General features: G+C 45.8%; 18 protein-coding genes. 11 read left to right on the forward strand and 7 right to left on the reverse strand.

The features are described from left to right. Positions 1 to 28: 28 nt before the first annotated feature. The 6 genes from CWC33_RS11505 to ubiG all read right to left on the reverse strand — a co-directional run bounded on the left by CWC33_RS11505 (position 29) and on the right by ubiG (position 5848). Complete coding sequence (locus CWC33_RS11505; protein WP_100692048.1) at positions 29 to 295, reverse strand: GrxA family glutaredoxin; 267 nt, start codon at positions 293 to 295, stop codon at positions 29 to 31. 115 nt (positions 296 to 410) lie between these two features. After that, entirely contained in the window at positions 411 to 671 is a 261-nt protein-coding gene (yfaE, locus tag CWC33_RS11510) for a class I ribonucleotide reductase maintenance protein YfaE (RefSeq protein ID WP_100692049.1), read from the reverse strand. A 3-nt stretch (positions 672 to 674) separates the two neighbouring features. Further along, a complete protein-coding gene (gene nrdB, locus CWC33_RS11515; RefSeq protein WP_100692050.1) occupies positions 675 to 1808 on the reverse strand; it encodes a class Ia ribonucleoside-diphosphate reductase subunit beta in 1134 nt (377 codons plus the stop codon). Positions 1809 to 1825: 17 nt separating this feature from the next. Then, positions 1826 to 4156, reverse strand: a complete 2331-nt coding sequence (nrdA, locus tag CWC33_RS11520; RefSeq protein ID WP_100692051.1) for a class 1a ribonucleoside-diphosphate reductase subunit alpha — start codon at positions 4154 to 4156, stop codon at positions 1826 to 1828. Between the two features lie 270 nt (positions 4157 to 4426). Further along, the gene (locus CWC33_RS11525) at positions 4427 to 5113 is read right to left on the reverse strand and encodes an HAD family hydrolase (RefSeq protein ID WP_100692052.1); all 687 of its coding nucleotides are present in this window, start codon (positions 5111 to 5113) and stop codon (positions 4427 to 4429) included. Between the two features lie 3 nt (positions 5114 to 5116). Then, positions 5117 to 5848 (reverse strand): bifunctional 2-polyprenyl-6-hydroxyphenol methylase/3-demethylubiquinol 3-O-methyltransferase UbiG, encoded by a 732-nt coding sequence (ubiG, locus tag CWC33_RS11530; RefSeq protein ID WP_100692053.1) that lies wholly within the window; start codon positions 5846 to 5848, stop codon positions 5117 to 5119. Positions 5849 to 5997: 149 nt separating this feature from the next. Here ubiG and gyrA point away from each other — a divergent pair, with 149 nt between their 5' ends. From gyrA to CWC33_RS11585, 11 genes are all read left to right on the forward strand, one after another. After that, the gene (gyrA, locus tag CWC33_RS11535; RefSeq protein ID WP_100692054.1) at positions 5998 to 8625 is read left to right on the forward strand and encodes a DNA gyrase subunit A; all 2628 of its coding nucleotides are present in this window, start codon (positions 5998 to 6000) and stop codon (positions 8623 to 8625) included. After that, entirely contained in the window at positions 8625 to 9710 is a 1086-nt protein-coding gene (gene serC / locus CWC33_RS11540) for a 3-phosphoserine/phosphohydroxythreonine transaminase (protein ID WP_100692055.1), read from the forward strand. The genes gyrA and serC overlap by 1 nt, the downstream gene beginning before the upstream one ends. Positions 9711 to 9764: 54 nt before the next feature. After that, positions 9765 to 10868 (forward strand): histidinol-phosphate transaminase, encoded by a 1104-nt coding sequence (hisC, locus tag CWC33_RS11545; RefSeq protein WP_100692056.1) that lies wholly within the window; start codon positions 9765 to 9767, stop codon positions 10866 to 10868. Next, entirely contained in the window at positions 10861 to 12150 is a 1290-nt protein-coding gene (aroA, locus tag CWC33_RS11550; RefSeq protein WP_100692057.1) for a 3-phosphoshikimate 1-carboxyvinyltransferase, read from the forward strand. Before hisC ends, aroA begins: the two co-directional genes overlap by 8 nt. 110 nt (positions 12151 to 12260) lie before the next feature. After that, positions 12261 to 12953, forward strand: coding sequence for a (d)CMP kinase (gene cmk, locus CWC33_RS11555; RefSeq protein ID WP_100692058.1), 693 nt, complete (start codon positions 12261 to 12263; stop codon positions 12951 to 12953). A 110-nt stretch (positions 12954 to 13063) separates the two neighbouring features. Next, positions 13064 to 14740 carry a 30S ribosomal protein S1 gene (gene rpsA / locus CWC33_RS11560; protein ID WP_088768115.1) on the forward strand — a complete coding sequence of 559 codons (1677 nt, stop codon included), beginning with the start codon at positions 13064 to 13066 and terminating at the stop codon, positions 14738 to 14740. Positions 14741 to 14784: 44 nt separating this feature from the next. Beyond that, the gene (locus CWC33_RS11565; protein ID WP_088768116.1) at positions 14785 to 15060 is read left to right on the forward strand and encodes an integration host factor subunit beta; all 276 of its coding nucleotides are present in this window, start codon (positions 14785 to 14787) and stop codon (positions 15058 to 15060) included. A gap of 79 nt (positions 15061 to 15139) precedes the next feature. Beyond that, entirely contained in the window at positions 15140 to 15397 is a 258-nt protein-coding gene (locus tag CWC33_RS11570; RefSeq protein ID WP_100692059.1) for a lipopolysaccharide assembly protein LapA domain-containing protein, read from the forward strand. Between the two features lie 11 nt (positions 15398 to 15408). Beyond that, positions 15409 to 16566 carry a lipopolysaccharide assembly protein LapB gene (lapB, locus tag CWC33_RS11575; RefSeq protein ID WP_100692060.1) on the forward strand — a complete coding sequence of 386 codons (1158 nt, stop codon included), beginning with the start codon at positions 15409 to 15411 and terminating at the stop codon, positions 16564 to 16566. A 4-nt stretch (positions 16567 to 16570) separates the two neighbouring features. Then, complete coding sequence (gene pyrF, locus CWC33_RS11580) at positions 16571 to 17263, forward strand: orotidine-5'-phosphate decarboxylase (RefSeq protein WP_100692061.1); 693 nt, start codon at positions 16571 to 16573, stop codon at positions 17261 to 17263. A gap of 110 nt (positions 17264 to 17373) precedes the next feature. Then, the gene (locus CWC33_RS11585) at positions 17374 to 17679 is read left to right on the forward strand and encodes a ComEA family DNA-binding protein (RefSeq protein ID WP_100692062.1); all 306 of its coding nucleotides are present in this window, start codon (positions 17374 to 17376) and stop codon (positions 17677 to 17679) included. Between the two features lie 58 nt (positions 17680 to 17737). Here CWC33_RS11585 and rne read toward each other — a convergent pair whose 3' ends face one another. Next, on the reverse strand, positions 17738 to 20653 hold the full coding sequence (gene rne / locus CWC33_RS11590; RefSeq protein WP_100692063.1) for a ribonuclease E: 2916 nt from the start codon (positions 20651 to 20653) through the stop codon (positions 17738 to 17740). Between the last annotated feature and the right edge of the window lie 421 nt (positions 20654 to 21074).

Below are 21074 nucleotides of genomic sequence, written 5' to 3' on the forward strand. Positions count from 1 at the left end.
CGCCTTTCTCAAGCTAACGCTCGAAATATTAAGCCGTGTATAGGCCTAAGTTCTCTTTTGCGTATGCTTCAAACTCAGTGAAGCCGCCAACGTGTGACTCGTCAACAAAAATTTGAGGTACTGTGTGTACCGGCTTTCCAACCGTTTTTTCTAAGTCCGCTTTAGAAATGCCTTCTGCGTGAATATCAACGTAGCGATAATCGAAGTCATCGCGGTCTGCTTTTAACTGTTCGGCAACTTCTTTTGCGCGTACGCAGAACGGGCAGCCAGGGCGTCCAAAAATTACTGTAAACATGAAATACCTCTTCCTTAATCAGTGTTATCGGGAATTATCCATTTTTTAGGCATAAAAACAAATGGCTCTTACCGATGACTGTAATCGATTCTGTGAATAGCCAATACGCTCTGTGCTAGTGTTCAATATCCAGGTCGGATTCCGGTACGCAACAGCAGGGCAAAATATCGCCCTTTCGAACGTAAGCTAACGGCTCAGTGGTATAACGTACTTGACCAGAATTTAGTTTAGTCCGGCATGCACCACAAAATCCACTACGACAATGGTAGTGCATTTCCAGCTGGTGTTTTTCCAGTGTCTCCAGCAACGTTCCTTCAGTCGCGTCAACGGCAAGCTCAGGCCCACCGTTAACTTTGACGTTAAAGGTTTTAGTCATAGCTTAGAGATCAAAGTCCCCAAGATCGGAGGCGTTAACTTCGCTATCAATTTGGCCAACCAGGTAAGAGGTAATTTCCGCTTCCTGAGGAGCCACCTGCACGTTGTCAGAAACCAAATACTTGTTCATCCACGGCAGCGGGTTAGAGCGCATATTTTCGAAAGGAGCGTCAAAGCCTATTGCCTGCATACGTAGGTTGGCGATGTACTCAACGTACTGACATAACATGCTCTCGTTCAGACCAATCATTGATCCGTCTTTGAACAGGTAGTGAGCCCATTGCTTTTCCTGCTTCACTGCGGTCATGAAAATTTCATAAGCTTCGTCACGCAGCTCTTCGGCAATTTCTTTCATTTCTGGGTCGTCTTCGCCGTACTGCCATAAGTTCAGAATATGCTGAGTTGAAGTTAAATGGACGTTTTCATCGCGTGCAATCAGCTTAATGATTTTGGCGTTACCTTCCATGAGCTCACGCTCAGCGAATGCGAAAGTACAGGCAAAGCTGACATAGAAACGAATGGCTTCCAGTGCGTTCACCGAGTTAATGCACAAGAACAGTTTCTTTTTAATTTCGCGCTGAGTCACATTGTACGTTTCACCGTCGATCGTTACTTCACCTTCACCGTGGGTTTGCCACAGCTGTGTGTAGAAAATAAGGTCGTCGTAGTATTGCGAAATATCGTTCGCACGAATTTTAATTTGCTCGTTAATAACGATGTCTTCAAACACTTCGCTTGGGTCAGTAAACAAGTTACGCAAAATATGCGTGTATGAGCGAGAGTGAATGGTCTCAAAGAATGACCAGGTCTCAATCCAGGTTTCTAACTCTGGAATCGACACAATCGGTAACAACGCAATATTTGGTGAACGACCCTGAATAGAATCCAGCAGTGTTTGATATTTCAGGTTTGAAATAAACACGTGCTTTTCGCTGTCAGTGAGTTTATTAAAGTCGACTCGGTCACGGCTTACGTCAATTTCTTCAGGGCGCCAGAAAAAGCTAATTTGTTTTTCTATAAGCTTTTCAAAAATACTGTGTTTTTGTTGATCGTATCGAGCCACGTTAACCGAGTTACCTAAAAACATAGGTTCGGTTAACGGGTTCGTTTGTTCCTGGTTAAACGTTGAGTACGACATTTCGCAAAATCCTTCTTTTAAATTTTACAAGCGCCGCCGGCACAGTCGTCATCTTCTTCAATGATGACTTCAGATGGCTGTGCACCAGGCTTTTCTGCTGTTTTACGGGCTGCGATATCTGATTGATTATCGGCCGCACCGTCACGCGTGTTGTGATAATAGAGGGTCTTAACGCCCAGCTTGTAAGATGTCAGCAGGTCTTGTAACAACTGTTTCATCGGTACTTTACCCGCATCGAACTTGCCTGGATCGTAGTTGGTGTTGGCAGAAATAGTTTGGTCGACAAACTTCTGCATAATACCGACTAACTCTAAGTAACCTTTATTATTCGGAATTTGCCACAGCAGTTCATATTTATCTTTCAGGGTTTCGTAGTCCGGAACTACTTGCTTAGTAACACCATCTTTTGACGCTTTTACGCTGACAAAACCGCGCGGTGGCTCGATGCCATTGGTCGCATTTGAAATTTGCGAAGACGTTTCAGATGGCATAAGCGCTGAAAGGGTAGAGTTGCGCATACCGTGCTGCTTAATATCAGCGCGCAGTTGATCCCAGTCGAGATGCAGAGGCTCATTACAAACACTGTCCAGCTCTTTCTTATAAGTATCTGTCGGCATAATGCCTTGCGAGTAGGTAGTCTCGTTAAACTTCGGACAGGCCCCTTTTTCTTTTGCCAGGTTCATTGAGGCTTTCATCAGGTAATACTGTATAGCTTCGAAGGTTTTGTGAACCAGACTGTTCGCCGAGCCGTCAGAGTATTTAACACCGTGCTTAGCCAAGTAATAAGCGAAGTTAATGACACCAATACCTAAAGTACGACGGTTCATAGTCGCATTATACGCTGCTGGAACTGGGTATTCCTGATAGTCGAGTAGGCTGTCGAGCGCACGAACGGCTAAGTCAGCCAGTTCTTCAAACTCGCCTAAGTCGCTAATTTTACCCAAGTTGAATGCTGACAGGGTACACAGCGCAATTTCACCTTCTTCGTCATTGACGTGTTGTAATGGCTTAGTTGGCAAAGCAATTTCCAGACACAGATTGCTTTGACGAATAGGCGCAACTTTCGAGTCAAACGGGCTATGCGTATTGCAGTGGTCAACGTTTTGTACGTAAATACGCCCCGTGCTGGCACGCTCCTGCATAAACAGGCTGAATAGCTCAATGGCTTTAATGCGTTTTTTACGAATGCTTTCGTCTTGCTCATACTGAACGTACAGCTGCTCGAACTTCTCCTGATCTTCGAAGAATGCGTCGTACAGGCCCGGTACGTCAGAAGGGCTGAATAGCGTAATGTAGTCGTCTTTAATCAAACGTTGATACATCAAGCGGTTGAATTGAACGCCGTAGTCCAAATGACGAACACGGTTTTCTTCAACGCCACGGTTGTTCTTAAGCACCAACAAGCTTTCTACTTCTAAATGCCATAGTGGGTAGAACAGAGTTGCTGCGCCACCACGAACACCGCCTTGCGAACAGCTCTTAACCGCCGTCTGGAAGTATTTGTAGAAAGGAATACAGCCAGTGTGGAACGCTTCACCGTTTCGAATTGGGCTGCCCAGCGCACGAATGCGACCGGCATTAATACCAATACCGGCTCGTTGAGAAACGTATTTCACAATGGCGCTGGCGGTCGCGTTAATAGAGTCCAGGCTGTCGCCCGTTTCAATTAATACGCATGAACTGAACTGACGTGTTGGTGTACGAACGCCAGACATAATGGGTGTTGGTAGTGAAATTTTAAACTCAGACGTTGCATCATAGAAACGCTTGATGTAATCCATGCGAGTTGCTTTCGGATAGTTCGCGAACAAGCAGGCAGCGACTAAAATGTATAAGAACTGGGCGCTTTCATAAATATCGCCAGTCACACGGTTCTGCACTAAATATTTATTTTCAAGCTGCTTGACCGCTGCATAGGAGAAATTCATGTCGCGCCAGTGGTCGACAATCTCGTCCATCTGATCAAACTCAGCTTCGCTGTAGTCTTCCAGCAAGTGCTCGTCATAACGGTGCTCTGCCACCATTTTCTTGACGTGATCGAATAAACGAGGGGGTTCAAATTTCCCGTAAGCACGCTTACGTAAATGAAAGATAGCCAGACGCGCGGCCATGTACTGATAGTCAGGAGCTTCTTCCGAGATTAAATCAGCTGCAGCCTTAATAATGGTCTCGTGAATGTCTTCGGTTTTAATGCCATCGTAAAACTGAATATGAGACTTAATTTCGACTTGAGAAGCGGAAACATTATGCAGGCCTTCCGCTGCCCACATGATCACTCGATGGATTTTATCTAGGTTTAGCGGTTCACGCTCTCCGCTACGTTTGGTGACATACAGTTGCTCGTTCATTTTGCGCCGACTCTTAGCTTTTTGTTATAGATATGTAGCCACAAGATATTGTGGTCATTAGTTATACAGAGTGAAATTCACACAATATCTAGTGTCTTTGATTTTTCAGTATGCTAGGTCTTAGTCAGACTTTGATCAAGCGAATTTATCGAGAAAATGAAAAGAAATTCGACGTTTAATTGTTGATTTTTTTCTAGCCTTTATTAGACGTGAGTTTGCGAGGACCTCGGCTTTTTATAACTTTTTTGTCTTTAAAAATGGGTTAATAGATCAAGGTTGTGGTAGTCCAATAATATCCAGTAATTCTAATGGTGTGCTAATTCCATAGTCGGCTTTCCAATCGGCTGGTGAGTCACTGTCGCTAATATACCCATAATGAGCCAGTACCGTTGTCATTTCAGCGTTACGGCCAGCCTGAATATCTCGTTCAGCGTCACCCACGTAGATACAGCTTGTAGGATTAACCCCCAACTGCTCTGTGGCCAGAAGTAAGGGCGCAGGGTCGGGTTTTGATACACTTAGAGTGTCTCCGCAAACAACTGATTCAAAGACATCAAACTCGGGAAAGCTAGGCAGTAATTCTTGGGTCAACTGCTTAGGTTTGTTAGTAACAATTGCTACTTTTATTTGAGCTTGAATCAGAGCATTGAGTAGCGGTACAACACCTTCGTACACATGGGTCTTAGCGGCAATACTGTTCGAATAGGCGTCCAAAAAAGCTTTCCGTAACTCGCTTTCATGGGTCTGCAGCTCTTCTGAAAAGGCCAGCTTTAGCAAACCTCTGGAACCATGGGAGGCAACTGGCGTGTAAATGTCTTCATGAACAGGTTCTTTACCATATAAAGCGCACACATTATTTAGTGCCGCGCCGAGATCAGGAGCCGTGTTCAGCAAGGTGCCATCGAGATCGAATAGCACGCCTTCGGGAAGCTTGGGGTTATTAGCGAGATTGGTCATGAGCTAGGTCAGAGGCTTTTGTAAAACAGTAATGTAATTCACGTCTATGTCGGTTTCTGACAAAGTGAATCCTTTTAATGGATGGAAAATTAATCCATTAATATCAATCTCATTAAGTCCGGCTTCATCGGCCATACGAAGAAGTTCCGACGGCTTAATAAAACGCTGATGCTGGTGTGTGCCTTTGGGCACCCAACCCAGTATATGTTCAGCAGCCAAAATACCCAGCAGCCAGGACTTAACGTTACGGTTTAGGGTTGAGAAAAACACTAAACCGCCGGGTTTAACCGCTTTTGCGCAGGCATTAACTATAGAGGCTGGGTCAGGCACGTGTTCCAGCATTTCTAAACAGGTTACCGCATCATACTGACTTTCATGTTCGGCCGCGTGATTTTCAACGGCGACACATTGATAATCGACAGAAACGTCGCTTTCCAATGCATGCAGACGAGCAATTTTTAGTGACTCTTCGGCTAAATCGATACCGGTAACTTTGGCACCACGCTCTGCCATAGCTTCGCTGAGCAGACCACCACCACAACCAACATCGAGAATGCTTTTGCCAAATAAGCCATTAGCGTGTTGCTCAATAAAAGACAGCCGAACCGGGTTAATTTCGTGCAAAGGTTTGAATTCGCCTTCCGGGTCCCACCAACGCGAGGCTAGGGCCGAGAACTTAGCGATTTCTTCTAAATCGACGTTTTTTTGTTCAGTATTTTTGTTTTCTTGAGTCATGGAGTGCACTGTTGTGAGCGATAAATAACGCGGCTAGTCTACCCTAGCTAAAGAATAAGAAAAAGAGGGTGCGAGACTCGTTTCGGATGGGTACAATGACTGCATCAAAATAACAAAGATATGCGGATTTTTATTTTAGGGACTGAACTATGAGCGATCTAGCCAGAGAAGTGTCACCGGTTAATATCGAAGATGAATTAAAAAGCTCTTATCTCGATTATGCGATGAGCGTTATCGTCGGGCGTGCATTGCCTGACGTCAGGGACGGATTAAAACCGGTACACCGACGTGTCTTATTCGCAATGAACGAGTTGCGTAACGACTACAACAAACCCTATAAAAAGTCAGCGCGTGTGGTCGGTGACGTTATCGGTAAATATCACCCGCACGGTGACAGCGCGGTGTATGACACTATTGTTCGTATGGCGCAGGACTTTTCATTGCGTTACATGCTGGTTGACGGGCAGGGTAACTTTGGCTCGGTCGATGGCGACTCTGCAGCGGCGATGCGTTACACCGAAATTCGCATGGCTAAAATCTCTCACCAGTTACTGGCCGATTTAGACAAGGAAACCGTCGACTTTGTCGATAACTATGACGGTACTGAGCGCATTCCTGACGTACTGCCAACACGTGTTCCTAACCTTTTGGTTAACGGTTCTTCCGGTATCGCGGTTGGTATGGCGACCAATATTCCGCCGCATAACCTGACTGAGGTCATTAACGGCTCTCTGGCGATGATCGACAACCCAGATATCGATGTTGATGGGTTAATGGAATACATCCCGGGTCCGGACTTCCCAACGGCTGCCACCATTTCAGGCCGGAGCGGCATTGTAGAAGCGTACAAAACGGGTCGTGGTCGCATTCACTTGCGTGCTAAAGCGGAAGTAGAAGTTGACGAAAAAACCGGCAAAGAAACCATTATTGTTACGGAAATTCCGTATCAAGTGAACAAAGCGCGCTTAATTGAAAAAATTGCTGAACTAGTAAAAGAGAAGCGCGTTGAAGGTATTAGCGCCTTGCGCGACGAGTCTGACAAAGACGGTATGCGCATTGTCATTGAAATACGCCGTGGTGATGTTGGCGAGGTGGTACTGAATCACTTATACGCAAACACCCAATTACAAGTGGTGTTTGGTATTAATATGGTGGCGCTGGATAAAAATCAGCCGCGTCTATTTAATTTGCGCGACATGCTGGATTGCTTTATCCGTCACCGTCGCGAAGTTGTAACTCGCCGCTCGGTTTACGAGTTACGTAAGGCGCGTGAACGTGCTCATATCTTGGAAGGTCTGGCGATATCGCTGGCGAATATAGATGAAGTTATTGAGTTAATTCGTCGCTCTCCAACACCTGCGGAAGCGAAAGCCGGGCTTATTTCCCGTGCCTGGAAGCTGGGTGACGTTGCTGCCATGCTGGAAACGGCTGGTGTTGATGCGGCACGTCCGGATCACTTGCCGGAAGAGTACGGCATTAAAGGTGACAACTATCATCTGACCGAAGCACAAGCGCAAGCCATTCTTGATTTACGTTTACACAAACTCACAGGCTTAGAGCACGAGAAAATTCTTGATGAATACAAAGGTCTGTTAGAGCAAATCGCTGAACTATTGCACATTTTGCGTAGCTCAGAGCGTCTAATGGAAGTGATTCGCGAAGAGCTTGTTGAAATTCGTGATAACTTTGGTGACGAACGTAAGACAGATATTACTGCTGCAGCGCACGACATCAGCATGGAAGACCTGATTAATGAAGAAGATGTTGTGTTGACGCTCTCTCATGAAGGTTATGTGAAATATCAGCCGCTGACTGAGTACGAAGCACAGCGCCGTGGCGGTAAAGGTAAAGCCGCAACGAAAATGAAGGACGAAGACTTCATTGAACGTCTGTGGGTTGCGAATACGCACGACACCATTTTGTGCTTCTCGACTCGTGGTCGTATTTACTGGATGAAGGTGTATCAGTTGCCGTTAGCAAGCCGAGCATCGCGCGGTAAGCCGATTGTTAACTTGCTGCCTCTTGAAGAGGATGAACGCATTACCGCTATTCTGCCAACCCGCGACTATCCGGAAGACAAGTTCGTGGTTATGGCAACGAAGAACGGCACGATTAAGAAGACACCATTGCCTGAGTATTCTCGCCCACGTAATGGTGGAATCATTGCTCTTAACCTGGTGGAAGGCGACGAGCTTATCGGTGTTGATATTACTGACGGTAATGGCGACATCATGTTGTTCTCAGATGCGGGTAAAGTGGTTCGCTTTGCGGAAGAGCAGGTTCGCTCTATGGGTCGCACTGCAACGGGTGTTCGCGGTATTCGTTTGGAAGAAGGCCAGCGTGTGGTGTCACTTATAGTGCCGCGTGAGTACGAAGACCAGGAAGCGGCCGTTCTGACGGTTACAGAGAATGGTTATGGTAAGCGTACGCCATTGAGTGAATACCCAGCTAAGAGCCGTGCAACCAAAGGTGTGGTTTCTATTAAAGTGAGTGAGCGAAATGGCTCGGTTGTCGGTGCGATGGAAGTTATCGATGGCAACGAAATTATGCTTATCAGTAATAAAGGCACATTGGTTAGAACTCGCGTCAACGAAGTATCTACGGTTGGTCGTAACACGCAAGGTGTCCGCCTAATTCGCACTGGTGATGACGAAAAAGTTGTCGGCTTGCAGCGCATTGATGAAATTGATGAAGACGAAGAGCTGATTGAAGGTGACGTTGTTGCCGATAATGGCGAAGAAGACGGAGCCAACCAAGAAGGAGCTTCTGAAGAATAATGAGTGACGTATTTAACTTTTCAGCAGGACCGGCAATGTTGCCGGTCGATGTTTTAAAGCAAGCTCAGAAAGAACTTCTCAACTGGAATAACCAAGGCGTTTCTGTGATGGAAATGTCGCACCGTGACCCGGCGTATGTGCGCATGGCACGAGAGGCTGAGCAAGACTTACGTGACTTACTGGATGTTCCGGATGACTACGACGTCTTGTTTTTACAAGGCGGTGGTCGCGGCCAGTTTTCCGCAGTACCGCAGAATATTGCCGCGCCTGATTCAACGGTAGATTACCTGGATACCGGTATTTGGTCGGGTTTTGCTATACGCGAGGCTGAAAAGTTTGTTGCTAAAGTTAACGTGGCAGGCCAGGTGAAAGAGGGCGTTAAAGGTAAAGAGATTGAGTCTCCGGATGATTGGCAGTTGTCTGACAATGCAGCGTATTTTCATTATTGCCCCAATGAAACCGTGGACGGTATTGCACTTCACGATATTCCTAATGTTAATGCGCCCATTGTGGCAGACATGTCGTCAAATATACTATCGGAGCCGCTGGACGTATCTAAATTTGGTGTTATTTACGCTGGTGCGCAAAAGAATATTGGTCCGTCAGGCTTCGCTATTGCCATCGTAAAACGAGACTTGCTGGGGTCACCACAGAAGCAGGTTTCATCGATTATGGACTATCAGTTACAGGCGAAAGACGGGTCTATGTATAACACGCCTAACACTTTTGCCTGGTATTTAGCTGGGTTGGTGTTCAAATGGCTTAAGGCGCAAGGTGGTTTGTCCGAAATGGGTCGAATCAACCATGAAAAGGCTCAGTTATTGTATGACTTTATCGACAAGTCTGACTTTTACCGAAATACCGTTAACCCGCAGTATCGCTCTATTATGAACGTGCCTTTCCAGCTTGCTGATGACAAATTGGATGTTGAGTTTTTAGCTCAGGCCGAAGCCGCAGGTTTCAAAGGCTTGAAAGGGCATCGTTTTGTGGGTGGCATGCGAGCAAGTATTTATAATGCAATGCCGATAGGCGGTGTTAAAGCGTTACTGAGTTTTATGGCGGATTTTGAGAGAAGTCAAAGCTAGAATCAAAATAGAGTTAAGTTCCAAAAATAATAAAACAAAAGGCTTACGAGAATTATGAGTAATTTTGATGCATTGTCATTGGTTAACCCTGGTGTAAAGCAGCTTCGACCTTATCAGGCGGGCAAACCGGTGTCTGAATTGCAGCGCGAACTGGGTTTAAAGCACGTCGTCAAATTAGCGTCAAACGAGAATCCATTAGGTTTGAGCGAGAAAGTCAAAACCGCACTGGAAGCCGAGCTTAATGACTTAGTGCGTTATCCGGACGCGAACGGGTATTACCTGAAAAGCCGCCTGGCTGAACTGAACTCAGTGGCAACGCAACAAATTACTTTAGGCAATGGCTCTAATGACGTGTTGGAAATTCTGGCGCGTACGTTCGTATCTGATCAGGACGAAGTCATTTTCTCACAGCACGCGTTTGTCGTTTACCCGTTAGTTACCCAGGCCATTGGAGCAAAACCTGTTGCAGTACCCGCGGTTGATTACGGGCACGATCTTGACGGTATGGCGGCTGCTATAACAAGCAAAACCAAGATGATTTTCATCGCTAACCCAAATAACCCAACGGGCACTTTTTTAACGACCGCGTCAATTAATGCGTTTTTGGACAAAGTGCCTCAAAATGTCATTGTTGTGTTAGATGAAGCTTATTATGAGTACGTACCTGAAGCAGAACGGGCGCCATCGGTTGAGTGGATTAAGGAGTATCCCAACCTTGTAGTAAGCCGCACGTTTTCAAAAGCCTACGGGTTGGCTGGATTACGCGCAGGTTATGCAGTAAGCCATGAAAGCATTGCTGATGTATTAAACCGTATTCGTCAGCCATTTAATATGAATTCACTGTCCTTAAAAGCGGCAGAAGTCGTGTTGGATGATCATGCTTACTTGCAAAAAGCCGTCGAGATTAATGCCCATGGCATGAAACAGCTAACTGACTTTTGTGAGAGCGCAGGCTTAAACTATATTCCGTCTTACGGCAACTTCCTGACCATTGAAGTCGGTCCGGATGCGGAGAAACTGTACGATGAGCTTTTGCACGAAGGCGTGATTGTTCGTCCGGTTACAGGCTATGAGCTGCCGAACCATTTACGTGTCAGTATTGGTTTACCAGAAGAAAACGATGCGTTTATTAAGGCGATGAAAAAGCTGCGTGGCTGAATCGATTTTCCTTGAATCCCGGAGTCAATGCAGCGGAACCGTTGTGCTTCCGGGCTCTAAAAGTATTGCCAACAGGGCGTTGTTAATGTCAGCGCTCTGCTCTGAACCTGTCCGGTTACACAATTTACTCAACAGCGAAGACACTGAACACATGCTCAATGCCTTGGTAGCCTTGGGTGTTCAGTGTGAAAAAGTCGATAATACGATGGTGGTTACCGGGCTTTCCGGGCGTTGGAAGCCTACCGAAACATCGTTGCCTTTAGGTAATGCTGGAACCGCCATGCGACCGCTAATAGCGGTGCTTGCTGCTACGTTAAACGTCAATCAACAAGTTGAGCTGACAGGCGATGCCCGTATGCAGGAACGTCCCGTTCAACACTTGGTTGAAGCGTTGCAAGCGCAAGGCGCAGGGGTAATCTATCAAAAGACGTCCGGTTTTCCCCCCGTTCTAATTAAATCGGGTCTGAACGCTGGTGATTTCTTTATTGACGGTTCCGTTTCTAGCCAATTTATTTCCGCGTTGCTCATGGCATTACCGCTGCTAAAAGGCGACTCCACCTTAACTTTGGTGGGCGAGGTGGTGTCGAAACCTTATATCGAACTCACGTTAAAAATGTTAGCTGACTTTGGTGTTGTGATTGAGCGCGCTTCTGAAAATTGCTTTCACATAGAAGGGAGGCAGTCGTATATGTCGCCCGGAGACTATCATGTTGAAGGTGACGCTAGCGGTGCTTCCTATTGGATGGCTGCGGCATTGCTCGGTGGGGGACCGGTTACTATCGAAGGTGTCGGCGCTGCGTCTATTCAGGGTGATAAAGCGTTTGCAGAAGTCATTCAGGCAATGGGTGGTAACGTTGACATGGGTCAGCATCAAATGACAGTAACAGGCTCAGGACAGGTTAAAGGTATTGAGCAAGACTTTAATGCTATTCCTGACGCTGCTATGACGGTTGCCCCGTTAGCGTTATTTGCCGATAAACCAACCATTATTCGCAACGTTGCTAACTGGCGTGTAAAGGAAACAGACCGATTATCGGCAATGGCGACAGAGTTACGAAAGCTGGGTGCAGAGATAGAAGAAGGTGCCGATTATATAAAAATACACCCGGTTCAGCATTGGCAAAGCGCTGAAATAGACACCTATAAAGACCATCGGATGGCCATGTGTTTCTCATTAATCGCTTTTTCTCCCGTTGGTATCACTATTAATGATCCTGACTGTTGTCGTAAAACGTACCCTACTTATTTCCAAGAGTTTTCACGAATCTGTCAAAGTTACTGATTAAACTCAGCCTTCCTGTTATTTCGTGCTCCTGATTAATGCAATTTTTTCACAAATGCGTATAATTGCGCCGCTAAAAGCTGCAATACGCAGAGCAAATTGAGGATTTTATGGCAACGCATATCCCCGTCATTACAATTGATGGTCCTAGTGGTGCAGGGAAAGGCACTATCAGTCGGTTACTCGCAGAAAAGCTGGGGTGGCACTTGCTCGACAGCGGTGCAATTTACCGCGTTTTGGCCTTGGCTGCGATACATCACGACTTCACGCCGGAAGATGAGGAAAGCCTGGTGGCTTTAGCCGCTCATTTGGATGTAAAATTTGAAGCCGACGAAGAAAAGTCACTGACACATATTATTTTGGAAGGCGAAGACGTTACGTTAACGATACGCACGGAAGAAGTCGGTAATATGGCGTCGAAGATTGCGGCGCTCCCGCGTGTACGCGAGGCGCTATTGCGTCGTCAACGTGGCTTTAAGGAATTGCCAGGCTTAGTCGCTGATGGTCGCGATATGGGAACAGTGGTGTTCACTGACGCCGATGCAAAAGTGTTTTTAACTGCGTCTGCCGAAGAACGTGCCCAAAGACGCTTTGATCAATTGAAGGAAAAGGGCTTTGATGCTAATATTGATCAATTAGTAAACGAAATTAAAGAACGCGATGATCGCGATATGAATCGCTCTGTGGCGCCATTGAAGCCCGCGGAGGATTCTTTGTATTTGGATTCTACTGATACGCCGATTAAAGACGTATTGGAACAAGTATTGACGTTTGCCCACAGCAAACTCTCAGAAACTAGCTAGGGCTTGGCCCTAATTAGGGGTTCACAGTAAGGATACAGGTGAACATTTTTAATAACCCCGCTGCATATGGAATTTCAGTGGACGTCATTTATTAAGCGAAGTTAATTATTATGTCAGAAAATTTTGCACAGCTGTTTGAAGAAAGCCTGAAAGAAGTCGAAACTCGTCCGGGCTCCATCGTAAAAGGCACAATCGTTGCTATCGAAAAAGACTTAGTATTAGTTGATGCAGGTCTTAAATCTGAAAGTGCGATTCCTGCAGAACAATTCCGCAATGCTGAAGGTGAGCTTGAAATCAACGTCGGTGACGAAGTTGATGTAGCCCTTGACGCTGTTGAGGACGGCTTCGGTGAAACGATTCTTTCACGTGAAAAAGCGAAGCGCTATGAAGCTTGGCTGCAGCTGGAAAAAGCACACGAAGAAAACGCAACGGTTACCGGTTACATCTCTGGTAAAGTTAAAGGCGGCTTCACGGTTGACCTTGGCGGCGTTCGTGCGTTCTTACCTGGTTCATTGGTTGACGTACGTCCAGTACGTGAAACGACTCACCTTGAGAACAAAGACTTAGAATTCAAAGTTATCAAGCTTGATCAGAAGCGCAACAACGTTGTTGTTTCTCGTCGTGCTGTTATCGAGAAAGAAAACAGTGCAGAGCGCGAAGAGCTGCTTGAGAACTTGCAAGAAGGTCAGGAAGTACAAGGTATTGTTAAGAACCTGACTGACTACGGCGCATTCGTAGATTTAGGCGGCGTAGACGGCCTATTGCACATCACCGATATGGCTTGGAAACGTGTTAAACACCCAAGCGAAATCGTGAACGTTGGCGATGAAATCACAGTTAAAGTATTGAAGTTTGACCGTGAGCGCACTCGTGTATCTCTTGGCCTGAAACAATTAGGCGAAGATCCATGGGCAGATATCGCAAACCGTTACCCAGAAGGTCACCGTTTAACTGGTCGTGTTACGAACTTGACTGATTACGGCTGCTTCGTAGAAATCGAAGAGGGTGTTGAAGGTCTTGTTCACGTTTCTGAAATGGACTGGACTAACAAAAACGTTCATCCTTCTAAAGTGGTTAACCTTGATGACACTGTTGAAGTTATGGTTCTGGAAATTGACGAAGAACGTCGTCGTATTTCTCTTGGCCTTAAACAGTGCAAACCTAACCCTTGGGAAGAGTTTGCTAAGAACCACAATAAAGGCGAGAAAGTTACTGGTAAAATCAAGTCAATCACTGACTTCGGTATCTTCATTGGCCTGGACGGTGGCATCGACGGCTTGGTTCACTTGTCAGACATCAGCTGGAACACTCCAGGTGAAGAAGCGGTTCGCGACTATAAGAAAGGCGAAGAAGTTACCGCTGTTGTCATGCAGGTTGACGCAGAGCGTGAGCGTATCTCTCTAGGTATCAAGCAATTAGAAGAAGATCCGTTTAACAATTACCTGGCAGCTAACAAAAAAGGTGCTATTGTTGAAGGTACAGTAACTGAAGTTGACGCTAAAGGTGCTAAAGTTGAATTAGCAGAAAGCGTTGAAGGTTACGTACGTGCAGCAGACATCGCACGCGACCGCGTTGAAGATGCAAGCACTGAATTAAGCGTTGGTGATAAGATCGAAGCTCGCTTTATGGGCGTTGACCGCAAAAACCGCACTCTGAGCCTGTCTATCAAAGCGAAAGACGAAGCTGAAGAGAAAGAAGCGGTAGAAAGCGTTAACAAACAGCAAGACAGCTCTGGTATCAACAGTGCTATGGCTGACGCGTTCAAAGCGGCAAAAACTGACGACTAAGACAGTTTTTAGTCGGAATAAACGGCTTTATCAGGAGGTAAGTTATGACAAAATCAGAGCTAATTGAACGGTTAACTTTGAAGCATGAGTTGCCTCCTAAGCAAGTTGAAGCTTCTGTTAAAGAAATTCTCGAACAAATGGTGCAGTCCTTGTCTCAAGGAAAGCGCGTTGAAATTCGCGGTTTTGGAAGCTTCTCTTTGCATTATCGTGCGCCACGTGTTGGCCGAAACCCGAAAACCGGGGAGCCGGTGAACTTAGATGGGAAATACGTTCCTCATTTTAAAGCCGGCAAGGAGCTGCGTGAGCGCGTCGATTTATAAAGTAGTTTTTACGCTCGATTGATAAAAACGGCATGCTATACTGGCATGCCGTTTTTTTATAAATAACAGGTAAGCGAACATGCTCAGGAAGTTGCTTATTCTTATTCCCGTTTTGGCTATATTCCTTTTAGCCTTAGCGTTCGGAGCCCAAAATACGCAAGTCATTAATGTCAATTTATTGGTTCTGAATGCCGACATGACTGTTGCGTCGTTATTGGCAATTTTCTTTGGTAGCGGTGTATTAGTCGGATTACTGGCGATGTTTTTATCCAATTTATATTGGCGTTATCGCTGTCGAAAGCTCTCAAAGCTGTTGTCTAAACAGCAAAGTAAGTGAGACAGCGCTGAATGTTAGAGCTTCTTTTCTTACTTCTTCCAATTGCTGCCGCCTATGGTTGGTTCATGGGGCGCAACAGCGTGCGTACAGAAGAAAGGAAAGAGCAAAAGCGATTTTCAAAACAATACGCAACCGGTATTAATTTACTGCTCTCTGATCAGCCCGATAAAGCGGTCGATTTATTCGTCGAGTTGCTTGATGTCGATAGTGAAACCATAGAGACACACTGGACGTTGGGTAAGCTATTTCGTCGTCGGGGTGAAGTAGAGCGGGCTATTAAAATACATAAGAACCTGACATCATTACCTAATTTGTCTGAAACCGACCGCCTTACTGCTATGTACGAGTTAGGTAAAGATTATTTGGCGGCGGGTATCTATGATCGCGCAGAAAAAATGTTTCATGGCTTACAAAGCAATAAGCTTTTTAAAGAACGTAGCCAAAAGCATTTGCTAGAGCTGTATGAAGCCACCCATGAGTGGGATAAAGCCATTATTGTTGCGTTAAAGCTGATAAAGCAGGATGCATCGGTAAAAGTAACGTTGGGACAGTTATATTGCGAGGTGGCTGAAACTGTCGACCCGATTTCGGGTAAAATAAAATACTTCAATAAAGCCTTAAAGCAAGATTCTGGGTGTGTTCGGGCATCGTTATCGTTGGGGAAAATCTATCTGGAGCAGGGCGAGAATAGCCTATCGATAGAGCATCTAACGAGAATAATTGAACAAGACAAGGCATACGTTTGCGAAACTATTCCGTTATTAGAGAAAGCATTTGCAGCTAAGAAAAACAGTCACGGCTTTGTCGACTACTTGCATACCTGTGTGGAACAGGAAGCGGGTATTACTGCGGTTATCAAGTTGTCGGAAAAAATGGCTGAATCGCAAAGTATCGAAGATGCCGAAAGCTTCATGGCGACTGCGCTAGAGAAACATCCAACGATGCGCGGGTTCCACCATTTGATGGGGCTTCATATACAGGCAGCCGACGAAGGCAGCGCCAGAGACAGCCTTAAACGATTGCAAAGAATGGTGCACGAACACATAGTGCAGCGACCAAATTATAAGTGTTATCACTGTGGTTTTTCAGGACACACACTGTATTGGCAGTGTCCGTCATGTAAAAGCTGGTCAACAACAAAACCGATATTTGGATTAGATGGTGAATAGTCGAATGGAATTACCGAAAGTTTATGTCGCTCTCGATTACCAAAATGCGTCCGATGCAGATGTATTAATTAACCAGCTTGCTCCCGGAAAAGTGGGTTTAAAGGTTGGGAAAGAGTTGTTTACATCTGCGGGTCCGGAGTGGGTGAGAGGGCTTGTACAAAAAGGCTTTTCTATTTTTCTGGATTTAAAGTTTCATGATATTCCCAATACAGTCGCGAAAGCCGTTACAGCGGCGGCCAAGCTTGGTGTTGATGTTGTTAACGTTCATGCCAGTGGTGGTAGCCGCATGATGAAGTCGGCTGCAGAAGCGCTAAAAGATTCAGATGCTCAGCCGTTGTTAATCGGTGTTACGGTATTGACCAGTATGGACGACGATGATTTAAAAGAGTTGGGCATTTCTAAGACAGTTACTGAGCAAGTTGAATACTTAGCGAACTTGGCCAAATCATCAGGCTTGCAAGGAGTGGTTTGCTCCGCTCAGGAAGCAAAAATGTTGAAAGCAGCTTGCGGTAAGGACTTTAAACTTATGACCCCTGGCATTCGTCCTGAAGGCAGCAATAAAGATGACCAGCGTCGCACGATGACGCCTCCTGAAGCAGTCTCGGCGGGAGTTGATTACATGGTGATAGGGCGACCTATTACACAGTCCCCAGACCCGGCAAAAGCGGTGGACGATATACTTGCGAGTATAGCTTAGTGACTTATGAAGCTGTCTTATAAGTCGTAATTTGAATTAGCCTCAACAAAAAGCGTTTATAGTATGGCCACTGCAGTGACGCAGTGGTTTTCAAAAAGGATGAACATACTATGAAATTAAAAATGCTACCAATTGTTGTGGCTTCATTTATTGGTTTTTCAGTTCAGGCAGTACCAATTGTTTCTCCCTCGCCAATTGCTTTGCAAGCAGAAGCTCAAACCGGCGTAAACATTAATACCGCTTCGGCTCAGGAAATAGCGTCAGCATTGGTCGGTATTGGTGTTAAAAAAGCAGAAAAGCTGATTGAAATGCGAGAGCAGCTTGGCGGGTTTACCGAGTTAGAGCAGTTATTAGATGTAAAAGGGATAGGCTTGAAAACGCTTGAGAAGAATCGAGCCAATATTCGTTTGAATTAGTGATAATGAAGAGAATAAAAAAGCCAGTAAACAGGGAGTGTTTACTGGCTTTTTTGTGTTAGTCACACTTTGTCATTTCAGAAAATGAACGTGAGCGGGCATTTGCATAGCCTGCAGTTTGTTCATCTTTCACGAACGCTAAGCGTGTTTCCTTTGAGGCAACGTTTAGTGCCTGAAAAGGTGCCTGTCTTTCAACGGCTGAGGCTTTAGTCATTGGAGAAAATGCAGAGCCGCTCAACTTACGTGCCGGAATAATAGGCGCATCGTCTTGCTCTTTATTTTCACGGTTTTGCTTGCGTTGTTGACCAGCTGCCCTTTGATGTCTTGGGGAGCGACGCGCTCGGCTGCGTGCTTTTTTCTCTTCGGCATCACCTTTAGGCGTATTCTCAGCAGACTCTGTTGAGTCACCTTTCAATGGCGCTTCTTTCTCAGAGTCAGTTGTTTCTGACTCAGTCGCATCTTTTGACTCAGAAGCATCTGTCTGTTCGCTGCCAGTTTCAGGCGTTTGATCAGTCATTTCCTGAACATCAGGCTCTGGAGTCGATTCGGCTTTAGTCGCGACTTCTTCCGGAGTAGAGTTTTCCCCTGCTTGTTCGTCGGACTCTTTACCGGGTTCAGGTGTCGCTTCTTCAGCGGGCTTCTGCTCATTTACTGGCAAGTGCTCGTTGTTTTCAACAAGTTCCGCCGCTGCCTTCATACGAGGATCTAGTGCTCGTTGTTGAGTCGCTTCGCTACTGCCTTTTTCAGACTCAGCATTTTTCTTAATACTAGTTGAATCGGCTTTTTGTTCAGGCGCTTGGCGAGTCTCATCGTTTTTAACCGCCGGTTCTTCTTGCTTTGCCGAAGGCGATTGTACTTGTTGCTCTAAACCTCTCTCATCTCCTTTTACGCGAACGGACTTATCCATCGGTTTACGTTGACGACGAGGTTTCACTTCGTGTGCTTTCTCCGCAACAGCTTGCGGCTGAGCGTTTTGCTCAGACGTTTGTTGCTGATTTTGAGCACTAGCATTTTGAGTATTCTGTTGATTACGATTGCGGCCACCGCGACGGCGGCGATCATTTCTGTTGCGGTTCGGCTTATTATTGGTCCCTTTTGCGTCATCCGTATTTTTATCGGATTTAGCAGAGTCTTCAGCTGCCTTGTCGGCTGCATTATTACGACCTTGCTGTTGGCGGTTAGCAGGGCGACGGCCTCGGCCACGTCGGTTATTGTTGTTGCGACGTTGGTTAGGGCGACGTTGATTTGAACTCTGCTTATTCTTGTCGTTCTCTTCTTCGCTTTCAAAAAGCTTGCTTAACCAAGTTGATAAGCGCTTCAATAAAGAAGGCTTTTCAGGTTGTTTCGGCGCCGGTGCTGGAGAAGGTGCGGCATTTGGCGCCTGCAGACCTTTAAGAGCTGGCTCATCAAATTTAGCCGACTCTTGGGTTAACGTAATAGAAACCGGTGATTCGTGTTGCTCAGGCTTCTGAACCAATTCAAAACTGGCCGCTTCCGGCACTTCATCATCGCGAATACGCATTACTTCAAAGTGTGGCGTTTCTAAATGATGATTTGGAATAATAACGATTTTAACGTCATGGCGTTTTTCAATATGGTTCAGCGACTGACGTTTCTCATTCAACAAATAGGTAGCAACGTCAACGGGCACCTGCGCATGAACTTGTATCGTGTTGTCTTTCAGCGCCTCTTCTTCAATAAGACGCAAAATAGACAGTGCTAAAGAGTCGCTAGAACGAATGGTCCCCTGGCCGTTACAGCGTGGACAAACGTTATTGGCAGACTCACCCAGCGACGGGCGTAATCGTTGGCGCGACATCTCCATTAAGCCAAAGCGAGAAATACGAGCCACCTGAATGCGTGCACGATCTTGCGCAAGGCTGTCACGTAAACGATTTTCGACATCACGTTGGTGTCTGGCTGGTGTCATGTCAATAAAGTCAATAACGACCAGGCCACCTACATCACGAAGTCTCAGTTGACGAGCAATTTCTTCTGCCGCTTCCAGGTTTGTCTGCAAAGCGGTTTCTTCAATGTCACCGCCCTTGGTCGCACGAGATGAGTTGATGTCAATTGAGGTTAGAGCTTCCGTAGGATCGATAACGATTGACCCACCTGAAGGTAGGCGAACTTCACGTTGGAACGCTGACTCAATTTGGCTCTCTATTTGGTAATGGCTGAATAAAGGGACATCGCCTTCATATTGCTTAACGCGCTGCAAGAAGTCAGGGCGAATAATTTGAATATGATTACGCACCTGTTCGTAGACTTTCGGGCTATCGATAAGCACTTCGCCAATGTCACGGCGTAAATAGTCACGAAGGGCGCGGAAAATGACATTACTTTCCTGATGAATCAAGAATGGAGCAGGGCGCTCGGTAGCCGCTTTGCTAATCGCTTCCCAGTGATGAATAAGAACATTTAAGTCCCATTCTAATTCTTCTTTTGATTTGCCAACGCCTGCGGTACGGACGATAAGACCCATTTCTTTCGGGACATTAATTTCCGATAAAGCTTCTTTTAAAGCTGAACGCTCGTCACCTTCTATACGGCGAGAAATACCGCCTGCACGAGGGTTGTTAGGCATTAATACCAGATAGCTGCCCGCCAAAGAAATGAAGGTAGTTAGTGCTGCACCTTTTTGGCCACGCTCTTCTTTATCAATTTGAACGATAACTTCCTGACCTTCAGAAACAACGTCTTTAATGTTTGGACGCCCCTGGAAGGTATAGCCTTCAGGAAAATAGGTTTTGGCAATTTCTTTTAATGGAAGGAAGCCGTGACGCTCTGCGCCATAGTCGACAAAAGCAGCTTCTAGGCTAGGCTCTATGCGGGTTATTTTACCTTTGTAGATATTTGCTTTTTTCTGTTCATGTCCCGGGCTTTCAATGTCCAGGTCGTAAAGGCGCTGGCCATCTACCAGTGCCACACGCAACTCTTCTAATTGCGTGGCATTTATTAGCATTCTTTTCATTACTGTGACTCAATGTTTTCGGGCCACAATATGACACACGCACTCTGGTGTCCGTGCGATTATCGAATTCGTCTGTTGTACAGGCTTATGACCTGTGCCACCCGTTATTGAAACGTGTGGTTAAAATGATTTTGACTGTGCCGATAACACCATTATGTCCGGTGTCATATTGTCGCTATATTATACGTCTGCAATCGCTCTTTCTTTTGAGCGAGGTTCTCTGTTCTTTTTCCGTGCCATCAACATCTCGGATTTTGTTTATTGTCTTTGAAAGACTTTTCAACCGTACGCTGATGTGGATAATGCGTCGCTCTGTTGACACGATTGCGCGAATTAGTTTCTCTGTCTGCCATCCACGATGGACTTTGACACTTAATTATTTCACGAAAAACGCCGAAAATACAAGCGCTAATTTCACTGA

It is taken from the genome of Idiomarina sp. X4 (assembly GCF_002808045.1).
Lineage (GTDB): Bacteria > Pseudomonadota > Gammaproteobacteria > Enterobacterales > Alteromonadaceae > Idiomarina.

Coding starts and splice junctions, on each gene's coding strand:
- CWC33_RS11505 (WP_100692048.1), bottom strand. CDS start 295: ATGTTTACAGTAATTTTTGGACGCCCTGGCTGCCCGTTCTGCGTACGC.
- yfaE (WP_100692049.1), bottom strand. CDS start 671: ATGACTAAAACCTTTAACGTCAAAGTTAACGGTGGGCCTGAGCTTGCC.
- nrdB (WP_100692050.1), bottom strand. CDS start 1,808: ATGTCGTACTCAACGTTTAACCAGGAACAAACGAACCCGTTAACCGAA.
- nrdA (WP_100692051.1), bottom strand. CDS start 4,156: ATGAACGAGCAACTGTATGTCACCAAACGTAGCGGAGAGCGTGAACCG.
- CWC33_RS11525 (WP_100692052.1), bottom strand. CDS start 5,113: ATGACCAATCTCGCTAATAACCCCAAGCTTCCCGAAGGCGTGCTATTC.
- ubiG (WP_100692053.1), bottom strand. CDS start 5,848: ATGACTCAAGAAAACAAAAATACTGAACAAAAAAACGTCGATTTAGAA.
- gyrA (WP_100692054.1), top strand. CDS start 5,998: ATGAGCGATCTAGCCAGAGAAGTGTCACCGGTTAATATCGAAGATGAA.
- serC (WP_100692055.1), top strand. CDS start 8,625: ATGAGTGACGTATTTAACTTTTCAGCAGGACCGGCAATGTTGCCGGTC.
- hisC (WP_100692056.1), top strand. CDS start 9,765: ATGAGTAATTTTGATGCATTGTCATTGGTTAACCCTGGTGTAAAGCAG.
- cmk (WP_100692058.1), top strand. CDS start 12,261: ATGGCAACGCATATCCCCGTCATTACAATTGATGGTCCTAGTGGTGCA.
- rpsA (WP_088768115.1), top strand. CDS start 13,064: ATGTCAGAAAATTTTGCACAGCTGTTTGAAGAAAGCCTGAAAGAAGTC.
- CWC33_RS11565 (WP_088768116.1), top strand. CDS start 14,785: ATGACAAAATCAGAGCTAATTGAACGGTTAACTTTGAAGCATGAGTTG.
- CWC33_RS11570 (WP_100692059.1), top strand. CDS start 15,140: ATGCTCAGGAAGTTGCTTATTCTTATTCCCGTTTTGGCTATATTCCTT.
- lapB (WP_100692060.1), top strand. CDS start 15,409: ATGTTAGAGCTTCTTTTCTTACTTCTTCCAATTGCTGCCGCCTATGGT.
- pyrF (WP_100692061.1), top strand. CDS start 16,571: ATGGAATTACCGAAAGTTTATGTCGCTCTCGATTACCAAAATGCGTCC.
- CWC33_RS11585 (WP_100692062.1), top strand. CDS start 17,374: ATGAAATTAAAAATGCTACCAATTGTTGTGGCTTCATTTATTGGTTTT.
- rne (WP_100692063.1), bottom strand. CDS start 20,653: ATGAAAAGAATGCTAATAAATGCCACGCAATTAGAAGAGTTGCGTGTG.